The sequence below is a fragment of the Bathymodiolus azoricus thioautotrophic gill symbiont genome (assembly GCF_001298715.1).
In the GTDB taxonomy this organism is placed as follows: domain Bacteria; phylum Pseudomonadota; class Gammaproteobacteria; order PS1; family Pseudothioglobaceae; genus Thiodubiliella.
On record NZ_CDSC02000154.1, the window covers coordinates 1 to 4,643 of the forward strand.

The 4,643-nt window shown below is 38.5% G+C and carries 1 protein-coding gene; it reads right to left on the bottom strand.

All coding sequences use genetic code 11. The features are described 5' to 3' along the window. Positions 1–4,527, bottom strand: a 4,527-nt coding sequence (locus tag BAZSYMA_RS10190; RefSeq protein ID WP_090715568.1) for a BspA family leucine-rich repeat surface protein, incomplete at its 3' end; no start/stop codon positions are given. Between the last annotated feature and the right edge of the window lie 116 nt (positions 4,528–4,643).

A 4,643-nucleotide genomic window follows, 5' to 3' on the forward strand; every position in this document is an offset into this window, starting at 1 on the left:
GCCATTGATAGTATCATCACCTGCCCCACCAATCAATGTCTCGCTACTAGTGCCGTTTAAGGTATTACCAGTAGTAACATTGATTATCTGGGTAGTATTTACAATTCCGTTAGTAGATGTCGTAATATTGGCAGCAATTGAAATATTACCTGCAGCATCAATAGCATAAAGTTTGTAAGCACCCTCCACTAGACCTGAGGTGTCTAGGTTTTGTGTAGTGTTAGCAATGTTAATTGTAACTTTAGCTCCTGTGTTTTTCCTTACTGCCATCTCAAGTTTGTCAAGTGTGCTAATGTTCTCACCCTCCTTGATCAAGTAAGCAGTCCCAACTTCTGAGCTTTTCACAGATATGATTGCACTTTCTAAAACTTTTGCACTATTCATCTGAGTAACCGGGGCAGTGCCGTCAACGCCAAACAGTTGGACATTGTTAATTTTTTGTCCTTCTGCAGAAAATGCAGAATCAAAATTTAGTGCCTCAGTGGAGACGACTGTTGATGTGTATATCAACATGTTATTTTTATAATATTCAACCTCTGTGCCTATTCTCTCGATTTTAAAGATGTCATTTTCTGCGAAGCCTCCGTTGAAGTTACTAACTTTTTCATTGCCTTGTTCGTAGATATCAAGCGTGCCATCAGCATCAAGATAAATCGCATAGGCGATATTTTTATAGCCACTATCATCACGATCTAGACCCACATTGCTATTAGATAATCCAATTACAACACCTTGACTGCTTGTACCAGCTGCCGCTGTAAAAGTCAATGCACCGTTACCTTTAAAACCCTGATTAGAGAAGGACCCAGCATTACCCCAGCCCGAATCAGCTGTTAAATTAATACAAGTAAAGTCGTTACCATTTACCACAACTCTGTGATTAGTAAATTCAGTGATTAAATTATTATTATTAATAGTAAGAGCAGAGGTGGTGGTAATATTTGAGACTATGGATGTTGGGGAAAGCGCTAAGTTGCCATTAGTAATTAATTCAGCCAACAATGTACTGGTATAGGCAATATTTTCCAAAGTAATGGTTACTGAATTACCCGATACTCCAGTGCCATCATGATCAATAGTCAATTTAGTGCCAGTGCCCTCGGCAGCCGCTGTGACAAAATCACTAAAATTAGAAGTAGCACTATATCCTACCAACAAGTCCCTAAGGTCAATAATATCTGCGTTGGCATTTGTCTTTATGTTTCCTGCAGTGAAGTCATTAATAATGTCATTGCCCGCGTTTTTAAAACCGTAATCAAAGATATCTCTACCACCTGCACCGGTTAAAGTATCATCGCCTGCACCACCGATTAAGATGTCATCTGTGGCGCCACCAGTCAGCGTATCGTTACCACCTAGACCGTGTAGCGTGGTTTTTAGGGTGTTTGTGTTAAGTGTGTCAGCGTTATTATTGCCTTGTACCGTCTTGCTGCCATCAAAAACGCCATTATTAATAGTCCAGTGATAGGTGTCTATTAAATATTGTCTGGCAGTGGCATCGGTGTAGTTTGCAATACCCCAAGTAACATTGCTCTGAATGGCGGTTTCTCCTGTGGCGGTATCAAGCTTTGCCCAACCGCGCAAGGTATTGTCCATATTAGCAATGCTCATTTTGTTACTATAAAACATGTTTTCTGCATCTGTTAAACTTGAAATATTCCAACTGCCAATGTCCTGGTTAAAGGCACTTGCACCACTAAACATCGCATGCATATTGGTTACCTTGCCAACATTCCAATCGTCAATGTCTTGGTTAAAAGTTTTTGCGTAAGTAAACATCCAAGATGTATTAACTACCTCACCCACATTCCAGTGACCAATGTCTTGGTTAAAGGCATCTGCGCCACCAAACATCAAATACATGTTAGTCACCTTGCCAACATTCCAATCGCCAATGTCTTGATTAAAGGCATTGGCGTCATCAAACATTGAGGACATATTAACTACTTCACCCACATTCCAGCGGCCAATGTCTTGATTAAAGGCATTTGCATCACCAAACATCAAATACATATTAGTCACCTTGCTAACATTCCAACTACCAATAGCTTGATTAAAGGTATTTGCCTTATAAAACATCGCAGACATATTAGTGACCTCACCAACATTCCAATTGTCAATACTTTGGTTAAAGGCATTTGCACTATGAAACACCCCAGACATATCGGTTACCTTGCTAACATCCCAACCATCAATGTCTTGGTTGAAGGCGCCTGCTTTATAAAACATCAAAGACATATTAGTTGCATTACCAACATCCCAACTACCAATGTTTTGGTTAAAAAAGGTTGCACTCTCAAATGCGTTGCTCGCATTGCTCACATGAGACACATCCCAATGGGTTAAATCAACATCAGAGTTATTACCGTCAATATCAATTCGATCTTTTAAGTTGTTAATCTTGGTTGTATTTTTAACGATGCCAGTATTGGCATTGCCAGCAATATCTACAAAAGTGTTTGCAGCTACTGTAATAGCAACATTAGAATGCTGTCCACCTAGGTCTGGGGTTACTATAATGGTATATTGAGCTGCACTTACTTTGGTAAATGAACCCGCATTAATGATGCCATTTTCAATGTCAATATCATCGACGGTAAAGGATCCATCCCTAATGATTTTACTAAAATTAAAGGTGATTGTGTTAGTAACAGTATTTGTACCACCACTGCCTGTAATTGTCAGAGTTGGTTTAATGGAATCAAGTACTAAGTTGCCATTGCCATACAAATTAGTTAACAAACTAGTAGTATAAGTAACATTTTTTAAAATAATGGTTACTAAGTTACTAGATGCTCCAGTGCCATCATGATCAATAGTCAATTTAGTGCCAGTGCCCTCGGCAGCCACTGTGACAAAATCACTAAAATTAGAAGTAGCACTATATCCTACCAACAAGTCCCTAAGGTCAATAATATCTGCGTTGGCATTTGTCTTTATGTTTCCTGCAGTGAAGTCATTAATAATGTCATTGCCCGCGTTTTTAAAACCGTAATCAAAGATATCTCTACCACCTGCACCGGTTAAAGTATCATCGCCTGCACCACCGATTAAGATGTCATCTGTGGCGCCACCAGTCAGCGTATCGTTACCACCTAGGCCGTGTATTGTGGTTTTTGTGGTACTTGTGTTAAGTGTGTCAGCGTAATTACTGCCCAGCATCGTCTTGCTACCATCAAAAGCGCCACCTCTAATATTCCAACCATAGGTGTCTATTAAATATTGTTTGGCAGTAATATCGGTGTAGTTTATGATACCGATATTCCAAACAACATTGCTCTGAATAGAGGTTTCTCCTGCGGCGGTATCAAGCTTTGCCCAACCGCGTAAGGTGTTGTCCATATTGGCAGTGCTCATCATTGTGTTATTATAAAACATATCTATTGCATTTGTTAAACTTGAAATATTCCAACTGCCAATGTCTTGGTTGAAGGCGCCTGCTTCATAAAACATCAAAGACATATCGGTTACCTTGCTAGTATTCCAACTGCCAATATCTTGGTTAAAGACATCTGCGCTATGAAACATCCCACGCATATTAGTTACCTTGCTAACATTCCAATTACTAATGTCTTGGTTGAAAGAGCTTGCATCATTAAACATCCAAGACATATTGGTCACCTTACCAACATTCCAACGACCAATGTTTTGATCAAAGGCATCTGCGCTACCAAACATCCAATACATATTAGTTACCTTACCAACATTCCAACGACCAATGTCTTGGTTAAAGGCGTTTGATTCATCAAACATTGAAGACATGTTAGTCACATTACTAACATTCCAGCGACCAATATCTTGGTTGAAGGTGTCTATGTAAGAAAACATACTAGACATATTAGTTACCTTGCCAACATTCCAACGACCAATGTCTTGGTTAAAGGCGACTGCACCATGAAACATCCAAGACATATCAGTTACCTTGCTAACATTCCAATCTCCAATGTCTTGGTTAAAAGCGTATGTGCTCCTAAACATCGTAGACATATCAGTTACATTGCCAACATCCCAATCGCTAATGTCTTGGTTAAAAGTGTATGTGTAGTCAAACATCCCAGACATATCAGTTACATTGCTAACATTCCAATCGCCAATGTATTGGTTAAAAGAGCGTGCGTTATAAAATGCTTTACTCGCATCACTTACATGAGATACATTCCAACTCGTCAAAACCGCATCAATGTCATTACCGTCAATATCAACTTGATCTTTTAAATTACTAATCTTGGTTGTATTTTTAGTGGTGGTAGTATTGGTATTACCAGCAATATCTACAAAAGTGTTTGCTAACACTGTAATGGCAACATTAGAATGATTTCCACCTAGGTTTGGGGTTACTACAATGGTGTATTGCGTGTCACTTATTTTGGTGAATGAACCCGTATTAATGGTGCCATTTGAAATTCTAATATCATCAACGGTAAACGATCCATTTTTAATGGCTTCACTAAAATTAAAGGTGATTGTGTTAGTAGCAGTATTTTTGCCACCACTGCCTGTAATTGTCAAGGTTGGTGTTGTAGACATGATTTATTTCTCTATTGTTGGTTATAAATTTGTTTTTTTGGCTGACTTAATTAAACAATGGAACTTCAAAAAAATCTGATTTTAACATAAAAAAATATAATTAATTTTAAATTTTA